At 60.1% G+C, this 16,298-nt stretch carries 14 protein-coding genes and 2 pseudogenes; 14 read left to right on the top strand and 2 right to left on the bottom strand.

Translation table 11 applies throughout. The features are described from left to right. Window positions 1-42 precede the first annotated feature (42 nt). The 11 genes from H4V98_RS20260 to H4V98_RS20210 all read left to right on the top strand — a co-directional run bounded on the left by H4V98_RS20260 (window position 43) and on the right by H4V98_RS20210 (window position 13,024). Entirely contained in the window at window positions 43-1,881 is a 1,839-nt protein-coding gene (locus H4V98_RS20260; RefSeq protein WP_196864785.1) for a gamma-glutamyltransferase, read from the top strand. Window positions 1,882-1,932: 51 nt separating this feature from the next. Further along, window positions 1,933-2,898 carry a tripartite tricarboxylate transporter substrate binding protein gene (locus H4V98_RS20255; protein WP_196864786.1) on the top strand — a complete coding sequence of 322 codons (966 nt, stop codon included), beginning with the start codon at window positions 1,933-1,935 and terminating at the stop codon, window positions 2,896-2,898. Window positions 2,899-2,902: 4 nt separating this feature from the next. Continuing rightward, window positions 2,903-3,439, top strand: a complete 537-nt coding sequence (locus tag H4V98_RS20250) for a GAF domain-containing protein (protein WP_280757917.1) — start codon at window positions 2,903-2,905, stop codon at window positions 3,437-3,439. Window positions 3,440-3,966: 527 nt separating this feature from the next. Further along, entirely contained in the window at window positions 3,967-5,592 is a 1,626-nt protein-coding gene (locus H4V98_RS20245) for an ABC transporter substrate-binding protein (protein ID WP_196864804.1), read from the top strand. A gap of 202 nt (window positions 5,593-5,794) precedes the next feature. Beyond that, complete coding sequence (locus tag H4V98_RS20240; RefSeq protein ID WP_196864788.1) at window positions 5,795-6,769, top strand: ABC transporter permease; 975 nt, start codon at window positions 5,795-5,797, stop codon at window positions 6,767-6,769. Window positions 6,770-6,789: 20 nt separating this feature from the next. Next, a complete protein-coding gene (locus H4V98_RS20235; RefSeq protein WP_196864789.1) occupies window positions 6,790-7,728 on the top strand; it encodes an ABC transporter permease in 939 nt (312 codons plus the stop codon). Next, on the top strand, window positions 7,725-8,711 hold the full coding sequence (locus H4V98_RS20230; RefSeq protein WP_196864790.1) for an ABC transporter ATP-binding protein: 987 nt from the start codon (window positions 7,725-7,727) through the stop codon (window positions 8,709-8,711). Before H4V98_RS20235 ends, H4V98_RS20230 begins: the two co-directional genes overlap by 4 nt. Beyond that, the gene (locus H4V98_RS20225) at window positions 8,708-9,718 is read left to right on the top strand and encodes an ABC transporter ATP-binding protein (protein ID WP_196864791.1); all 1,011 of its coding nucleotides are present in this window, start codon (window positions 8,708-8,710) and stop codon (window positions 9,716-9,718) included. The genes H4V98_RS20230 and H4V98_RS20225 overlap by 4 nt, the downstream gene beginning before the upstream one ends. A 34-nt stretch (window positions 9,719-9,752) precedes the next feature. Further along, on the top strand, window positions 9,753-10,676 hold the full coding sequence (locus H4V98_RS20220) for an alpha/beta hydrolase (protein ID WP_196864792.1): 924 nt from the start codon (window positions 9,753-9,755) through the stop codon (window positions 10,674-10,676). A gap of 49 nt (window positions 10,677-10,725) precedes the next feature. Beyond that, on the top strand, window positions 10,726-11,853 hold the full coding sequence (locus H4V98_RS20215; RefSeq protein WP_196864793.1) for a M20 family metallopeptidase: 1,128 nt from the start codon (window positions 10,726-10,728) through the stop codon (window positions 11,851-11,853). A gap of 157 nt (window positions 11,854-12,010) precedes the next feature. Next, the gene (locus H4V98_RS20210; protein ID WP_196864794.1) at window positions 12,011-13,024 is read left to right on the top strand and encodes an IS110 family transposase; all 1,014 of its coding nucleotides are present in this window, start codon (window positions 12,011-12,013) and stop codon (window positions 13,022-13,024) included. A 495-nt stretch (window positions 13,025-13,519) separates the two neighbouring features. Here the strand turns inward: H4V98_RS20210 and H4V98_RS20205 are convergent. Next, window positions 13,520-13,798 (bottom strand): annotated as a pseudogene (locus tag H4V98_RS20205) (DDE-type integrase/transposase/recombinase); the annotation flags it as partial. On the opposite strand from H4V98_RS20205, the gene H4V98_RS20200 reads away from it, so the two are divergent. The 3 genes and pseudogenes from H4V98_RS20200 to H4V98_RS20190 all read left to right on the top strand — a co-directional run. After that, window positions 13,752-13,889: a hypothetical protein gene (locus H4V98_RS20200; RefSeq protein WP_196864806.1), complete on the top strand. Its 138-nt coding sequence runs from the start codon at window positions 13,752-13,754 to the stop codon at window positions 13,887-13,889. The pseudogene H4V98_RS20205 and the gene H4V98_RS20200 sit on opposite strands and share 47 nt — an antisense overlap. A gap of 16 nt (window positions 13,890-13,905) precedes the next feature. After that, complete coding sequence (locus H4V98_RS20195; protein WP_196864795.1) at window positions 13,906-14,211, top strand: Mu transposase C-terminal domain-containing protein; 306 nt, start codon at window positions 13,906-13,908, stop codon at window positions 14,209-14,211. A 179-nt stretch (window positions 14,212-14,390) separates the two neighbouring features. Then, window positions 14,391-14,966: pseudogene (locus H4V98_RS20190) on the top strand (TniB family NTP-binding protein); the annotation flags it as partial. On the opposite strand, the gene H4V98_RS20185 reads toward H4V98_RS20190, so the two are convergent. Continuing rightward, window positions 14,882-16,288 (bottom strand): DUF4158 domain-containing protein, encoded by a 1,407-nt coding sequence (locus tag H4V98_RS20185; protein WP_231374887.1) that lies wholly within the window; start codon window positions 16,286-16,288, stop codon window positions 14,882-14,884. The pseudogene H4V98_RS20190 and the gene H4V98_RS20185 overlap by 85 nt on opposite strands. Window positions 16,289-16,298 lie beyond the last annotated feature (10 nt).

Genomic DNA, 16,298 nt, shown 5'->3' with positions numbered 1-16,298 from the left:
TTCTTACTTTTAAACTGAACTAAATTTATTACCAAAACACGCATGAGTTCTTTCACTACCCGACCCGAAATCACCGGTACCTTTGGGGTTGTCGCGTCAACCCATTGGCTGGCCTCGCAGACTGCCATGGGGGTGCTGGAACGCGGCGGAAACGCTTTCGACGCCGCTGTGGCCGGCGGCTTTGTCCTGCAGGTGGTCGAGCCGCACCTCAACGGCCCGGGCGGCGAAGCCCCCATCCTGATGTGGAGCGAGCGCGAGCGACGCATGCTGTCAATCTGCGGTCAAGGGCCAGCTCCAGCGGCAGCGACGGCCCCCGCTTTTCGCGGACTTGGTATGGAACAGGTGCCCGGGATCGGGCTGCTGCCTGCCACCGTGCCAGGGGCCTTTGCCGCTTGGCTGGTCATGCTGCGCGATCACGGAACCTGGTCGCTGGCCGAGGTGCTGGCCCCAGCTCTGGCCTATGCACGCGACGGGTTTCCGTTAATCCCGCGCGCGGTGCAGGCCATTTTGGCGGTGCAGGACCTGTTCCGCCAACAATGGATCTCTTCAGCTGAGGTCTGGCTGCCCGGCGGACACGTGCCGGCTCCGGGCGCGCTGTTTCGCCTGCCTGCCCTCGCGGCGACTTATGAACGCATTATCCGCACCGCCGAGGGCCTGGCACAAACACGGAGTGCAGTGATAGACGCCGCCATCCAGACCTGGTACCAGGGCTTTGTAGCAAAAGAGATTGATCACTATTACCGCACCGAAAAAGTTGAGGACGGCACAGGTGAGCGACACGCCGGCCTATTGCGCTTCGAGGACCTTGAACGCTGGACACCGGCCGTGGAGGTGCCGCTGACGCTGGACTTTGGCCAATACACCTTGGCAAAGTGTGGTTTCTGGAGCCAGGGGCCGGCATTTTTGCAGCAGGTCGGCATGTTGCGCCACGCTGGACTTGAGCAGCACGCGCCGGAAAGCGCTGGGTTTGTGCACCGCATCGCCGAGGCCGCCAAACTGGCGCTGGCTGACCGGCTGGCCTGGTACGGCGCCGCGCCCGGTGCCTCGCGCGCTGACCAGTTGGCACTGCTATCAGACGACTACCTGCGGCAGCGCTGGCAGGGTGTCTGCGAGCGCGCCGCGCAGCAATTGCAGCCCGGCGCCCCCGGCGGCCACCTGCCGCGCCTGCCGGACCTCGATGTTGGCCGCCGCACCCTGCTCACTGCCGACACCCGATTTGGCATCGGCGAGCCGACCTTCGCGGCATTACCGCCAGTGTCCGAGTGGCTGGAGCGCGAGCTGTTTGTCGGCGACACTTGCCATATTGATGTGATCGACCGGCACGGCAACATGGTCGCTGCCACGCCTTCCGGTGGCTGGCTATCGTCAAGTCCGGCGATTCCTGCGCTGGGTTTTTCGATCAACACGCGGCTGCAGATGACCTGGCTGGACGATGGCCTGCCCAATACCGTCACCCCGGGCGTGCCGCCCTGCACCACACTCTCGCCCTCGCTGGCGTTGCGCGACGGTGAGCCCTACATGGTGTTCGGCACCCCCGGCGGAGACCAGCAGGACCAGTGGTCCTCCGCGTTCTTTTTGCGCCACGCGGTGCACGGCATGAACCTGCAGGAAGCGATTGATGCGCCTGCCTGGCATGTAGACCATTTCCCCTCTTCCTTTTGGCCGAGACAGACCATCCTGAACAGGCTGTCGATTGAGTCGCGCTTCGGACCCGCAGTGATCAACGAACTACGCGCCGCAGGTCATAACGTACGGGTCGGCGACCCTTGGTCTGAGGGCCGTATGTCAGCCTGTAGCCGCGACCGCGACCCGCAGGGGCGGCTGGTGCTGCGCGCGGCCGCCAACCCGCGTGGCATGCAGGGCTATGCCGTGGGTCGTTGAAGCCAAGCCATGTAAGTGAATTTCCATCCATTTTCTGAAGGAGTGATTGCCATGTTTTCCCGTACTCGACGAATCCTGACTATTGCAGCGCTGTACGGCTTTGCCCAACTAGCCAGCGCGGCCTGGCCTGAAAACACAATCACACTGATCGTGCCCTGGGCTGCCGGAGGATCCACCGACATCCTGGCGCGGTCACTGAGCGAACAGCTGAGCAAGTCTCTTGGCCAGCCGGTCATTGTTGACAACCGCGCCGGTGCCTCGGGCAACATCGGCTCAAACGTCGTTGCCAAGGCCAAGCCGGACGGCTACACGCTGCTGGTCGGATCCATGAGCACCCACGCGATGAACCCGGCGCTGATGCCCAACATGCCGTTTCGGGGTGTGGACGACTTCACGCCGATCGCACAGATTGCCAACGTGGTCAACACCCTGGTGATCAACCCGTTGGTGCCGGTAAAAAACGTCAGGGAACTGATCACCTACGCCAAGGCCAACCCCGGTAAGCTGGCCTACGCCTCGGCCGGTGCCGGCTCGACCAATCACCTGAGCGCAGTGCTTTTCGAAAAGGCCGCAGGCATCGAGATGCTGCATGTGCCCTACAAGGGCGGTGCGCCTGCCGTGCTCGACACCGTCGGTGGTCAGACCCAGCTGTTGTTCTCCGCCGGTACGCAGACCCTGCCGCACGTCAAGGCCGGTAAGCTGCGCCTGCTGGGCGTGACCGAGGCAAAGCGCTCCGCCCTGTTGACTGATGTGCCGACCGTGGGCGAAACGCTGCCGGGCTACGAACTCGGTGTCTGGTATGGCGTCTTCGGGCCTGCCGGCATGCCCAAAGATCTGGTGGTCAAGTTGAACACCGAGATCAACAAGGCATTGTCCAATCCGGACATCCGCGCCCGCATGGATGCGATCGGCGTCGAGATAGTGCGAGGCACTCCACAGGAGTTCGCGATCGTGCTGCGTCGCGATGCCGACCGCTACGATAAGATAATTCGCGAACTCGGTATCAAAAATGACTGAGGCTTTGCAACTGCCGGCTGCTGCCTGCGCGGCGCTATGTGACGACTTGCCGCGCGCCTGCAGCCCGGACGCGGCGCTGCGAATCCTTGAGCAGGTGCGCCAAAGGCTGCTCGGTGATGGACTGCTCACAGTTAACCTCAACGTCACACCAAAGCGCATCGGCAACGAAGCGGTAGAGTTGGAGCGGCTGTGGTCCTCCAGGCCAGAGGTCTATCCTGTGGCCGGACGCAAGCGTAAGGCCATAACTCCCTGGGTGCGGCAGCTGCTGCGGCGCTGCGAGGTCTTTGTGGGCGAAGGTGACGCGATTTTGGCGGAAGTATTCGACGACCATGCGTTAATCGGATCGCTGGGACTGCATTCGGTCATCAACGTCCCGCTGCTGGTCGAAGGCCGCTGCATCGCGACCTTCAACGTGTTGGGCATACGCTCGAAGTGGCAGCCGCAAGAAATTATGCTGATCCGCCTGCTCGCAGTCTTGGCAACGCCTTGGGTGCTTCAGGCAGCTGCTGGCAGCCTGCCAAAAAGGGATGAAATGCTTTGATAAAGGGCGATAGAGCATCGCTGAGCAGGCGTGAGTACCCCACGCCGGATGAGCTTATTCACCTGACCTCTCCCCATTGACCCCCAGCTCACGATGTTGGGTCGGCGGCACCTGCTCAGCGAGGGAAGTTGGCGATCAAATCAACTCCGTCCATTTTCTGGCCGCGACATCAGCAAGGATTCCCGGATCGACAGAAACTTTTTTTGCGTGATCAACTTACCGAAAATTGAAGGTCTCACCACGGCGCCAAACCGATCAAAAACGCACCTTTTAATTTGGGGAATTTCAGTCAACTAGAAAATAAATCAAGCCAAAATGCACTGTTTTCCCTTTTCGTGCCGGGCATGCGGAAGCCGCATCCTGACCTAGTCAAATTGGCATCGGCGACAACAAGCACGGCTTAGATTGTCGTTTATGTTCAATGCCATCGAGCCAGGCTCTGGGCCTTGGTTCTAGGGCTCAAGTCCACTAATTCTGCGCCTGAGGCGTTTATCTAATATTTTTTAAAAATGAAATCTGAAATGATTATGGGAATTCAAAAGACCGTATTCGCCTTAGCTGGCGGCGTAGCAATGTCGGTTGGTTTGGCAGGTGTAGCGCAGGCGCAGTCACTCACCATTGCCTTGGCTGCAGAGCCGACCGCGGCTGATCCGCATTACCACAAGATGACGGCCAACGATGCGTTTTCGGCGCATGTTTATAACTCGCTGGTGGGGCGCAATGCCAACATGGAGTTGGTACCCGCGCTGGCGACGTCCTGGAAGAATCTGGATGATCTGACATGGGAGTTCAAGTTGCGCCCGGGGGTGAAGTTCTCCAACGGCTCGCCCTTCACCGCAAAAGACGTGCTCTTCACCATCTGCCGCACGCTCAACAACGAAACCAACGTGTCGCAGTCGTACATGGACACGACCAAGCGTATCACTGAGGTGAAGACGCCGGACGATCTGACCGTCATCATCAAGACATCCGAACCGCTGCCGCTAATGCCTGCCGAAATGGCGCGCAATCTTCCGATTATTTGGAGCGGAATTGTTCCGCACGGCAAGCTGCAATTTGCCCCCAAGACGGGCTGCGGCGTCACCGGTCCATGGCCTACGGTCACCGACTTCAACACCGGCAAGATGGCGATTGGAACTGGGCCTTTCCTGCTCAAGTCTTATGTAAAGGGGACCGGCATCCAACTTGAGCGCAATGAAGGTTACTGGGGCGCCAAACCCCATTGGAAGACCGTGAAGATGGTGCCCGTGGCCAGCGCCGGTCCGCGCCTCACCGGTCTTTTGTCGGGCGACTATGACGTGATCGAAAACCCGGCCGCGCGCGACCTGACGCGTGTGAAGGAAAGCGACAAGTTCGGCTTTGTGGCCACACCTTCAACGCGCCTGGTGTTTTTGCAGCCCGATATCGGTCGCAATCCCAGCCCGTTCGTGAAGAGCCCCGACGACAAGAACCCATTGCAGGACTTGCGTGTACGTCAGGCCATGAACATGGCCATTGACCGCAAGGCCATCGTTCAGCGCATCATGGACGGCGTGGCTACGCCCGCCTCCCAATACATGCCAGGCGGCATGTTCGGCGCTTTGCCTAAGGAACCCGATATAAAGTACGACCCCGTGGCTGCCAAGAAGCTGCTGGCTGATGCCGGTTACCCCAATGGCTTTGAGCTGACGCTGTCCTCTACCAACGACCGTTACGTGAATGACAGCCAGGTTGCCCAGGCAGTGGCGCAGTACTTAACTCGTATCGGCATTAAGACCAATGTGGATGCGATGACGGCCTCGATCTACTTTCCCAAGCGTGCCAAGCGTGAGTTCAGCCTGTCCATGGGCGGCTGGCCATCGGAAAGCGGCGAAGCGTCAGCACTGTTTCAATTGTGGGTAGCCACGCTCGACTCGCCCAAGGGCCTGGGCACCAGCAACTACGGTGGGTTCTCTAGCCCAGAGTTCGACAAGGTGTACCTTCCTGCAGCCAACACGGTTGACGCCGCCAAGCGCAAGAAGGGCCTGGAAGAAGCCACACAGATCGCTCTGGATAACGTGCCGCTGATCCCGCTGCACTTTGAAAGCAGTATTTGGGCCTTCCGCAAGGGCCTGACCTACGAAGGTCGTCGCGACCAGTACACACTGGCCACGTCCGTAAAAATCAAGAAATGACCTGGTGACACAACAAAAACGGGGTGTCTTGATAGCACCCCCTTTTGCACTGGCAACCTGGATTTTCCTGAGACACCTCTGGCTGGCATCTGTACCCATGTTTACTGCAATGACTGCAAGTACCCCGCCGTTCAGAGCCGAGGCGATTCACCAAGAGCGCCGCGTTGGCGTGGGTTTCATCTATTTTCAAGGGGACGCCTAAGTGCTCGTCTTCATTTTGCGAAGGCTTGCACAGAGCCTGTTCGTTTTGCTGGCCGTCTCGTTGGTCGTTTTCTTTGCCGTGTATGCCGTTGGTGACCCCATCGAACTGCTGGTGAGTGCCGAGGCGAGCGAAGCCGACCGCCAGGCCATGATCCAGCGACTGGGCCTGGACCTGCCCGTGTGGCTGCAGTACACAGGGTTCCTCACCCGCGCGCTGCACGGCGACCTGGGAACTTCGTTCGTGCACGGCATTCCCGCCATCGAACTTATCGTGCAGCGCATCCCGGCAACGCTGGAGTTGGTGTTTGTTGCCATCTCGCTGACCATCATCATCGGCATCCCACTCGGGCTGATTGCCGGCCTGAAAAGCGACAAACCGACGGGACGCGGGCTAATGGCAGGTTCGGTGCTGGGATTCTCACTGCCCAACTTCTGGCAGGGAATGGTGCTGATCCTGTGCTTTGCCGTGTGGCTGCAATGGCTGCCGGCCGCCGGCCGGGGTGACACGGTCTCGGTGTTGGGCGTGCCGCTTTCGCTTCTGACTGCCGATGGCTGGTCCCACGTGATACTCCCTGCCGTCAACCTGTCGCTGGCCAACATCGCGTTGGTGCTGCGCCTGACGGCCACGGGCGTGGTGGATGCCAAGACCCAAGAGTACGTGAAGTTTGCGCGTGCCAAGGGCATCCGCCCCCGGCGTATCCTCACTCGGCATATTCTGCGCAACATCCTCATCCCGGTAATTACCGTGATCGGTATGGAGTTCGGATCACTGATTGCCTATTCCACCATTACCGAAACAGTGTTCGCCTGGCCCGGCATGGGCAAGCTGCTAATTGACAGCATCTACCAACTGGACCGTCCGGTGGTGGTGGCCTATGTGATGCTGGTGACCTTCATTTTTGTGATGATCAACATGCTGGTGGACATGCTGTACGCCGCGCTTGACCCGCGTGTGCAGCTTCAAGTGTCCGAATAAAGAGCGGACACAAGCGTTATATGCAAATTCCAGAATACCCATCCACTGCCAACCTGCCACTGACAGCCCCCACGACAGCACCGCTGACAGATACGCCCCGCAGGCGTGTCATTCTCAAGCAGCTGCGCAGCCACCCGAGCGTGAAAGGTTCGATGATTGCGCTTGTGTTGCTGCTGGCCATCGTGCTGCTGGCGCCCTTTTTTGCGCCTCAAAACCCCTATGACCTGGCAGCGCTCGACCTGATGGACGGCCGACTGCCGCCGGGCTCTGCCAGCCCGGACGGTTTTCGCTACTGGCTGGGTACCGACAGCCAGGGCCGCGACATGCTCAGTGCCATCCTTTACGGGCTGCGCATCAGCCTGACCGTCGGCCTGAGCGCCGTGGCGCTGGCCACCATGATCGGCAGCTTGGTAGGACTGGTGGCCGCATATGCCGGAGGCCTCATCGACACGCTGTTGATGCGCCTGGTTGACTTCATACTCGGCTTTCCCACCATCCTTGTGGCGCTGGTACTACTGGCCATGCTGGGTCGGGGCGTGGACAAGGTGGTGATCGCCATCGTGGTCGTGCAATGGGCACATTACGCACGAATCATGCGCAGTCGCGCTCTGCAAGAGCGCCGCAAGGAATACATCGAGGCGGCGCTAAACCTGGGCTTCCCGGCATGGCGCATCATGCTGCGCCACCTGCTACCCAACTGCATGGGTCCCGTGATGGTATTCGCCACCATCCAGGTCGCCAACGCCATCGTGCTCGAAGCCACGCTTTCTTTCCTTGGCGTGGGAGTGCCCATCACCGAGCCCTCGCTGGGCCTGTTGATTGCCACCGGCTTTCAGTACCTGCTGTCGGGCGATTATTGGATCAGCATGTTCCCTGGCCTGGCATTAGTACTGCTTATCCTGACGATCAACGTGATTGCCGACCGCCTGCGCGCAGCGCTCGACCCGAGGAACTCATGACCACCCAACCTTTGCTTGAAGTGCGTGGCCTGCACACCGTCTTTCATGCCGAAGAAGGCGCCTGGCCTGCCGTCAGTGGCGTGGATTTATCCATCCAGCCCGGAGAAATCGTCGGCCTGGTCGGCGAATCCGGCTCAGGAAAATCGGTCACCGGCTTTTCCATCTTTGGCCTGATCGATCCGCCTGGTGAAGTCATCGCCGGCGAGGTACTTTTTAAAGGCCAGAACCTGCGCGACCTAAACGAAGAGCAGATGCGCCAACTGCGTGGCAACCGCATCGCCATGATTTTTCAGGACCCGCTGATGACGCTCAATCCGGTGCTGCGCATCGAGGAGCAGATGCTCGAAGCCATCCAGACGCATGCCAGCGTGCCACGCGCCCAGGCGCTCAAGCGCTGCTGCGAGGCGCTGGAGATGGTGGGCATTCCGTCACCCGAAACACGCCTGCGCAGCTATCCTCATGAGTTTTCGGGCGGCATGCGCCAGCGTGTGGCGATTGCCATCGCCATGCTCAACCAGCCCGAGCTGATCATCTGCGACGAACCCACGACTGCGCTTGATGTGACCATTCAGGGCCAGATCCTGTTCCGTATGCAGGAAATCTGCCGCACGCATGGTACGTCGCTGGTCTGGATCACCCACGACCTGGGCGTGATCGCCGAACTGGCCGACCAGGTGGCAGTGATGTACGCGGGCAAGATCGTGGAGTCGGGCCCCGTCTCCGAGGTGCTAGATGCCCCCGCGCACCCATACACCCGGGGCTTGCTCGACTCGCTGCCCGGCGCCATCCAGCCGGGCCAACGCCTGCGGCAGATCAGCGGCATGGCGCCCTCGCTCAGCAACCGTCCGAGCGGCTGCGCGTTCCAGCCGCGCTGCACCCACGCTCTGGCGCAATGCGCCACCAGCGAGCCCGAACTCACCACGGTAAACCAGCGCACCTACCGCTGCTTTGCGCCCCTCGTTGCACTGAGTCCCACCGCATGAGCCATTTCACGCCACCCGTCATCGAACTGCGCAATGTGCACAAGCGCTTTATCAAAAAGCAGGACCTGATCCAGCGCGCCTTGCAATTGGCCGGTAAAGCGCCCGAGCCGCGCACCGTGTACGCCGTCAACGGCGTCAGCCTGGCCATTCAGCCGGGGGAAGTGCTCGGCCTGGTGGGCGAATCGGGCTGTGGAAAATCCACGCTGGGCCGCGTGGTGGCTGGCCTGCACCGCCAGACCGAAGGCGAGCTGCTATACCAGGGAACGCCCGTTGAGAAGCTGAACCGCAAGGACAAGCTGGCCTACACGCTAGGCGTGCAGATGGTGTTCCAGGACCCACAAGCCTCGCTGAATCCGCGCCAGCGGTTGCACCAGATTCTGGGCGAGGCGCTTTATGTGCACCGGCTCGCGCCCGCGGCCGACATTCCGGTGTGCATCGACCAGGCACTGGCCGAGGTGGGCTTGGCCGCCGAGTATCGCGACCGTCTGCCGCACCAGCTTTCCGGTGGCCAGCGCCAGCGCGTGGGCATTGCGCGCGCGCTCATGGTATCGCCCAAATTTCTGGTGTGCGACGAACCCGTCGCGGCGCTCGATGTATCGATCCAGGCGCAGGTCATCAACCTGTTCATGGACCTGCGCGCGCAGCATGGCCTGACATATCTATTCATCAGCCACGATCTGGGCGTGGTGCGCCACATCTCTGACCGGGTGGCCATCATGTATCTCGGCAAGATCGTCGAGATCGCGTCCACCGAAGACATTTTCGACCGGGCCAACCATCCCTACACCCAGGCGCTGATTGCCGAAGTGCCCAATATTGAGCGCCGCAAGCGTGTATTCGTGCCCATCATCGGTGAAATACCGTCGCCGCTCACGCCGCCCTCGGGCTGCACCTTCCACCCGCGCTGCCCTCACGCCATGGCGCGCTGCCGCGAAGAAGTGCCGCAGCTGGAGGGCGTCGCGCCCGACCATTGGTCGGCCTGCCACTTGAACCACACCGCGGCCTGAACACGGCGTGCGCTTGCATCCCCAACCTCACTCTATGTCCTACAAACTTCACCTTCAGATACTGCGCGACGCCGTGCAGGGCGCGGGCCGCCACGCGGTGGAATACCGCAACAGCGCGGCGCCCAATTCCCGCTCCATCACGCTCAACACGTATCGGCCGGCCCACGCCACGGCCAACAGCCCCATCGTTCTGGTGCAGCACGGGGTGCTGCGCAACGGTGATGACTACCGCGACTTCTGGATACCCGCTGCCGACGAGCACGGCCTGGTGATCATCGCTCCCACGTTCTCTAACGAACAATGGCCAGACGTGGTGAGCTATAACAACGGCAACCTGCTCGCCACCACCGACCGTGCGGCCCTTGCCGACACGGCCGCTGCCACCACGCCCGATAGGTGGTCGTACACCGTCGTCACCCGCCTGGTGGACGATCTCAAGACCTCGGGCCTGCTGGCCAATCAGCCGCTATACCTGTTTGGGCATTCGGCGGGCGGGCAGTTTGTGCACCGGCTTATGAGTGTGCTTACGCCGGGCGTATTCACGCAGGTCGCGGCCGGCAACCCGGGCTGGTACACGCTGCCCCTGCTCGAACTTCCATTTCCCGAAGGCCTGGGCGGCACACCCGCAAATGCCGACAGCCTGGCGCGCCTGTTCGCGTCCCCGCTGACCATTTTGGCGGGCGACCAGGACACCGAGACAAATGACCCGCACCTGCCGTCCGAGCCTGCAGCTCTGCGCCAGGGACCGCACCGCCACGCCCGCGCGTTGCACTACTACGCCACCGCGAAAGCCGAAGCGGCACGCCGTGGCCTGCCGTTTGATTGGCAATTGCACTCTATCGCGGGCATTGGCCATGATGGCCAAGCCATGTCGGCCGTGTGCGCGCACCTGTGGTTTCACCACCGTTTGCCTGACAGCGACCAACTCGCGGCCCTCGCAGGCCAGCATATGGCCTGACACAGCTCTTCTCCTCCCATTTATCGTTTTACCTCCCTGGACTGCGCCCATGACCTCCACCACCACCCAATCCCTTGTTGACGGCATCACCTCATGGATGCAATGCGAATCGCCCACCAGCAGCCCCGAAGGACTGGCGCGCATGGTCGCGGTTATCCAAAGCTACGCGCTCGAAGCCGGCCTGCAGGCCACGGAGACGTCCTTCGGCCCCAACGTGGGACCATTGCTGCACATCAGCAACCGCGCTGACGGCGACGAGCGGCCGGGCCTGCTGATCCTGGGGCACTCCGACACCGTACACCCGATCGGTACGCTGCAAGATAACCCCTGCCGCATCGAAGGCGACCGCCTGTACGGCCCTGGCGGCTACGACATGAAGGCAGGCATTTACCTCGCGCTGACGGCGCTGCGCGACTTAGCCGGCACCGCCACCACCGCATTGCCGGTGGACTTTGTCATCGTGCCCGACGAAGAAACCGGCAGCCACGCCTCGCGCCCGCACATCGAGGCTTTTGCGGCCTGCGCGCGCTACACCCTGGTGTGCGAGCCGGCGCGCGCCAACGGTGGCAAGTGCGTGACGGCTCGCAAAGGCACGGGCATGCTGCGCCTGAGCGTAAAGGGCCGGGCCGCGCATGCCGGCGTGCAACATGAAAAAGGACGCAGCGCCATCCGCGAAATGGCGCACCAGATCCTCGCACTGGAGGCCATGACCGACTACGCGCGCGGCGTCACCGTCAGTGTGGGCACCATCGAGGGAGGCACCGCCACCAACACCGTGCCCGCGCTTTGCCGCTGCGTGGTGGACTTTCGCCTGCCTGACCTTCGTGCGGCCGACGAACTGGTGGACAAGATGCAGGCTCTCAAACCCTTGGGTCCGGATATGGAACTCGACATCGACGTCGAGGTGAACCGTCCGCCCATGATCAAGAGCGACGCCGTAGTTGCGCTTCTGGCGCGCGCACAAGACTCGGCCCGTCACGCTGGGTTTACCCTCGAAGATGCGCCCATGACAGGTGGCGGCAGTGACGCCAACTTCACATCGGCACTTGGCGTGCCCACACTTGATGGACTGGGGGCCGATGGCGACGGCGCGCATACTCTACAGGAGCACATCCTGGTGTCAACGCTGGAAGCACGCCTGAACTTCTGGCGCCATCTGTTGACACATCTGGGGTAATTCCTGGAGGTATTATTCGAGAATGGCTATGTAACCTGAGGATACTGTTGGCGAATTCGAGGGTTCTGAAAATCATCTAGCCGGCCACCCTGTACGAAGACTGGTGGCGGAATTAAAGTGAGTTTCCAAACTTTGCTTTAACCCACAGGAGGCCAAGATGAAATACAGCGGAATTGACCTGCACTCGAACAACAGTGTGGTGACGGTGATGGATGAGGAGGACCGGGTGGTAGCAGAAAAACGCCTGCCCAACGACCTGGCGAAGATCGTGCAACTCCTGGCGCCCTGGCGCGAGGAGTTGGCAGGGGTCGTTGTCGAATCGACCTTCAACTGGTACTGGCTGGTCGACGGTTTGAAAGCAGCGGGCTTTACCGTGCATCTGGCCAACACGACAGCGATCAAGAAACACGATGGTCTCAAGCACAGTGGCGACGAAGCCGATGCGCGTTATCTGGCGCACTTGCTGCGGCTGGGGATTTTGCCGACGGGAACGATCTTGGCACCAGAGCACCGCGCCGTACGCGATCTGGCGCGAAAGCGGATGCAACTGGTACGCAGCCGCACGGCCCACATTCTGGCCGTCGAGAACATCACGGCGCGCCAAAATGGAGAACACAACAGCAGCAATCAGGTCAAACGCTTGACCACGGAGCGGGTCAATGAGATGCCTTTGCCGCCGGATGTGACACTGGCGGTCAAAGCCAACGTGGCGGTGATCACGGCGCTTTCCGAGCAGATCGATCTGCTTGAAAAGCGATTGCAGGCAGCCGTCAAGACACGCCCGGAGTATGAACTGCTCACCAGCGTGCCGGGTATTGGCCAGGTGCTGGCGACCACCATCGTGCTGGAGACAGGCCCGATTGATCGCTTCAAAGCTGCTGGCAACTTTGCCTCTTACGCGCGTTGCGTCGACAGCGTGCATACCAGCAATGGCAAGAAGAAAGGCGCAGGCAATACGAAGAACGGTAACAAGTACTTTGCCTGGGCGTTTGGGGAGGCTGCTGTTTATGCGATGCGATTCAATGCTGAGGCAAAACGGTTCTACGACAGAAAGAAGGCCAAGACGAACAACGTGGTGGCCATCAAGGCCCTTGCCCACAAATTGGCCAGAGCGTGCTTTCACATGCTGAAGGAAGGCCTGCCATTTGATGTGACGCGCTGCTTCGCATGAGTCACGACGGTGGCCGTCAAGCCCGGTAACGCGACTGGAGTAGCAGCCGACGGTTCTGAATTGGATGGCGAGCCACCGTCACCCGTTTGCAGTAATGCGGATCGCCCGCGATGTGAACCATTAATGGATTGGAGCCGATATGTCGGCAGCCACGGATCTGTGATCAACCATTGGACACATTTCGGCACCAACGTTCTTCTGGGGCGGCCAAGCCGCCAGGGCGAGAGGCAGTGACAGGGCCGCTCGCTTGATCCTGATGGGTGTCTGGCGCGATTCGTCGCAGCCAAGAATCGAAGAAACGGACGCGGTTGGCAACTGTAAACAGCTTGGAAAGGGATAGATTGAAGACAGACGGCTGACGCCGTCATGAATTTTTATGCTCGCTTGACACCGACCGGCTAATGGGTGTCGCGTTGCCGATTGATAAACATGTTTTGGAGGCGAACGAATACCTGCTCCTCAGATGGGACGGATTTGTCCTGCCAATACATAAAACTAGTCGGCAAAAGATCTTTCGTTACCGCCTTGCAGAAGTAGCTGACCTTTGCGGATCATGTGCATAAGTTCGATGCCAGCCAGTACATTTTTGGCCGATCGAAATGACTTGAAGTTGAGCATCGGCCTGGTGACTCGTTTGATGGCCCGATGGTCCTGCTCCACGATGTTGTTCAGGTACTTCACTTGTCGCACGATGACCGGTGTTTCGCCTCGGGCATTGATCTCATCCATGGCCGCCTTGTTGGCGCCGCTTTTGTCCATCGTGACCTTCTCGGGAACACGTCCACAAGGCAATTCGCCGGAGCCCCTTGGCGGCGTGGCAGGCCGCGACAAGTGGCCCGACTGCGCGCGCCCGGTCGCTGCCTGAGCAACCCGATCAATTCATGATCAGCTTTCTGCCCTCGTTGCAGCGCAAACTGCGCCGGGATGGATTGCACCTGTTCAACATCCGCTACTGTGACAACGTGCTGCCATCCATCGTGCAACTTGGCTCCCCTGTGCTGGTGCGCTACGATCCGCGAAATCTGTCCAGGGTGTTTGTGTACGGACCCGACCGGCGCTACTGCCCGATACCGTACGCTGATCTGGCGTTGCCGCCCATCACGCTGTGGGAGCAGCGCGCCGCCTTGTATGCGTTGCGCGAACAGGGTCACAACGCCCCACTCAGGAAGCCATATTCCAGGCCGTGACTGCCCAGCGTGCCTTGATCGAGCGTGCCACGGCCAAAACAAAGGCGGTAAGGCGACAGTCGCAGCGATACAAAGATGCCCAGTCCGCAACGATGGGCAGAGCAGCTACTGCCGCAGGCGGGGTAGATTATTCGCAGCCGGTAAAGCCTTCGGACGCTGAAATATGGGACAACTGAGCCATGGCAATCGGCCTTGATCATCTGCATATCGGGGTCTGGTCTTACCTGGAAGGCTCGATCGATGAACGCGTGTCCAGACTGTATGCGCCCAAGTGGGTGGCGTACTCCCGAGGTAATGAGGCGCTGGCCAGAATGGCGCACTTGCTCAATCACCCACCCAGCGGGCGCATGCCCTGCATGCTGCTGCACGGCGACAGCAACATTGGCAAAACCATGATTGTCGAAAAGTTTGTTCAGGGCAACCCCAACATATGCAATGAGTTCAATGAAGTGGAAATCCGTAAAACGGTTCACCTTCAGATGCCTGCCAACCCTTGCGACAACAAGCTGTACGCCCAGATCATCGAAGGCCTGGGTATTCAGCCGCCAGTCAATAGCCGCGGCACCGATATGGAGTTGCTCGGACTGCGCCTGCTGCACCGCCAGCCGCCAAAGTTGATGATCATCGACGAGGTCCATCACTTGTTGGCCGGTTCAGTCCGCGAACAGCGTCAACTGCTGAACCAGCTCAAATTCATCAGCAATGAATTGCGCATGCCGATCGTGCCACTGGGCACCAATGAAGCGCTGTATGCCATGCAGACCGATCCGCAGATTGCCTCCCGGTTCGAACCCTTTTCCTTGCCGAAGTGGCGTGAAAGTCCAGAGTTCCGGGAATTCGTGGTGAGCTTTGGCCGGCTGCTGCCCCTGGAAAAACCGTCGCCACTGGCCGACAAGGCCATCATCCAAAAACTCATGGGTTTGAGTAGCGGAACAAACACAGCTCGAGCAAGTGGACGCCAGTTTTGTTTTTCATGATGCAGGTGTTCGTCGCAGCTTTTTACGAGCGCCACTTGGCCTCCCTGGGCGGCGAACACAGTCTCTACTCTGGACACTTTTTGTACTGGGTCAACTTCCGTACCGTGAACGATCAGCGTGTCCCGAAACGCGCGGATAAGGGCATCGGTTTTATTGCGCCGTGTTTGATACCACTCTGTCAGGCGTAGCTCACTTTTCCATTCGACTTTTCGGGCGAGCCTGAGCAGCATTTGTGTCAGGCCGTCAAGGACCTGGCCGCGCGCATCGTGAATCACCGCCATCAGCAACGTGTGGCGCCGTGCGGTGATGTACTCCCGTAACTCCAGTGCGTTGAGCCGCCTGGCCTCATTGGCCCATTGCAGTATTTTCGAATCGGCGATGGACTGCAGCGCCGTGGCTGGATTTGGAAGCCCTTGAAGCCATTGATAGCGATCAATCAGAACATTGAGATTTTTGCGTGACGGCCTGCCTGGCGTTGAGCATAGATTGGCGAATGGTGATTTCTGTGTCTTCGGATCGACGACCAACAGGGTTTCCAGTACAACTTGTTGCGCCGAACTGAGGCGGCCACACACTTCGGCCCATTGGCCCGCATTAATGTTGCTGTGCGCGGTACCTGCGAGCCGACGTAACGTAGCCAGAGGCGGCAATTCAAAATCATGCCGAATGAGTGCGTCAATCGCCGAATTGATGATGTCAGCTGGATCGGTACGCGCTTGGGCGGTCTTACACATCGTTGCTTGGGCCAGCGCACGCGCATCGGCTCCCCACGCAACTACTTTTAAGCGACGGAGGATCGCCTGGCGGTGCCGATAGTGCGTTCGGTGCGGGCAAATTAGAGTTGCTTCGGATTCAACGGCCATTCGGCAAGCCACGTACTCAACGGCCGCAAGCGGGACATCGGCGGCAGACAGAAACCGTCCAATGGTCTGGAAAATCTTCAGGTGAACCAGTAATGCTACCTGGGACGCGGGTGTTCGCGCAACGCTTGACGCCCACTTGCGCTCATCGAAACTCGTATTGAAGAGTTGCCGCAAGTCGCCTTGGGTCAGCGGATCAGGCAGCTCTGGATAAATTACGCGCGCTGTGGTCGGTGTCATAAGGTGCTAA

The organism is Polaromonas sp. CG_23.6 (genome assembly GCF_029892315.1).
GTDB lineage: Bacteria > Pseudomonadota > Gammaproteobacteria > Burkholderiales > Burkholderiaceae_C > Polaromonas.
The sequence above is the reverse complement of the archived record's forward strand: the minus strand, read 5'-3'. Positions and strand labels throughout refer to the sequence as shown.

What these genes read in the sequence shown, in the direction of transcription:
- H4V98_RS20260 (WP_196864785.1), top strand. Translation starts at nt 43, where the DNA reads ATGAGTTCTTTCACTACCCGACCCGAAATCACCGGTACCTTTGGGGTT.
- H4V98_RS20255 (WP_196864786.1), top strand. Translation starts at nt 1,933, where the DNA reads ATGTTTTCCCGTACTCGACGAATCCTGACTATTGCAGCGCTGTACGGC.
- H4V98_RS20245 (WP_196864804.1), top strand. Translation starts at nt 3,967, where the DNA reads ATGGGAATTCAAAAGACCGTATTCGCCTTAGCTGGCGGCGTAGCAATG.
- H4V98_RS20235 (WP_196864789.1), top strand. Translation starts at nt 6,790, where the DNA reads ATGCAAATTCCAGAATACCCATCCACTGCCAACCTGCCACTGACAGCC.
- H4V98_RS20230 (WP_196864790.1), top strand. Translation starts at nt 7,725, where the DNA reads ATGACCACCCAACCTTTGCTTGAAGTGCGTGGCCTGCACACCGTCTTT.
- H4V98_RS20225 (WP_196864791.1), top strand. Translation starts at nt 8,708, where the DNA reads ATGAGCCATTTCACGCCACCCGTCATCGAACTGCGCAATGTGCACAAG.
- H4V98_RS20220 (WP_196864792.1), top strand. Translation starts at nt 9,753, where the DNA reads ATGTCCTACAAACTTCACCTTCAGATACTGCGCGACGCCGTGCAGGGC.
- H4V98_RS20215 (WP_196864793.1), top strand. Translation starts at nt 10,726, where the DNA reads ATGACCTCCACCACCACCCAATCCCTTGTTGACGGCATCACCTCATGG.
- H4V98_RS20210 (WP_196864794.1), top strand. Translation starts at nt 12,011, where the DNA reads ATGAAATACAGCGGAATTGACCTGCACTCGAACAACAGTGTGGTGACG.
- H4V98_RS20200 (WP_196864806.1), top strand. Translation starts at nt 13,752, where the DNA reads ATGGCCGCCTTGTTGGCGCCGCTTTTGTCCATCGTGACCTTCTCGGGA.
- H4V98_RS20195 (WP_196864795.1), top strand. Translation starts at nt 13,906, where the DNA reads ATGATCAGCTTTCTGCCCTCGTTGCAGCGCAAACTGCGCCGGGATGGA.
- H4V98_RS20185 (WP_231374887.1), bottom strand. Translation starts at nt 16,288, where the DNA reads ATGACACCGACCACAGCGCGCGTAATTTATCCAGAGCTGCCTGATCCG.